Source organism: Streptomyces sp. NRRL WC-3605, assembly GCF_001509795.1.
Classification (GTDB): Bacteria; Actinomycetota; Actinomycetes; order Streptomycetales; family Streptomycetaceae; genus Streptomyces; species Streptomyces viridochromogenes.
Genome location: NZ_LLZN01000014.1, coordinates 1 through 303, shown reverse-complemented (window position 1 = coordinate 303; position 303 = coordinate 1). Strand labels below are relative to the sequence as shown.

The following is a 303-nucleotide window of genomic DNA, read 5'->3' as shown; positions in this document are numbered from 1 at the left end:
CGAGACCACCGCCACCATCCACCGCCGCATCGGCGAACTGGCCGAACTCAACAAACTCCACCTGCCCGCGCACACCCGGCGGCTGATCGAAGCCTGTTACCAGCTCACCGACGCCGCTCACAAGCTAAACCGCCCTACCCCCGACCGCCTTTCAGCTCGGGGGGGAAAATTGCTCGGATCCCGGGCCCGCTTCGCCCCCACCGCCCGCCGCATCGGCGAACTGGCCGAACTCAACAAACTCGACCTGCCCGCGCACACCCGGCGGCTGATCGAAGCCTGTTACCAGCTCAACGACGCCTACCC

General features: G+C 67.0%; 1 pseudogene. It reads left to right on the top strand.

What is annotated here, in order from left to right:
• A pseudogene (locus ADL34_RS36010) lies at positions 1-303 on the top strand (hypothetical protein); the annotation flags it as partial.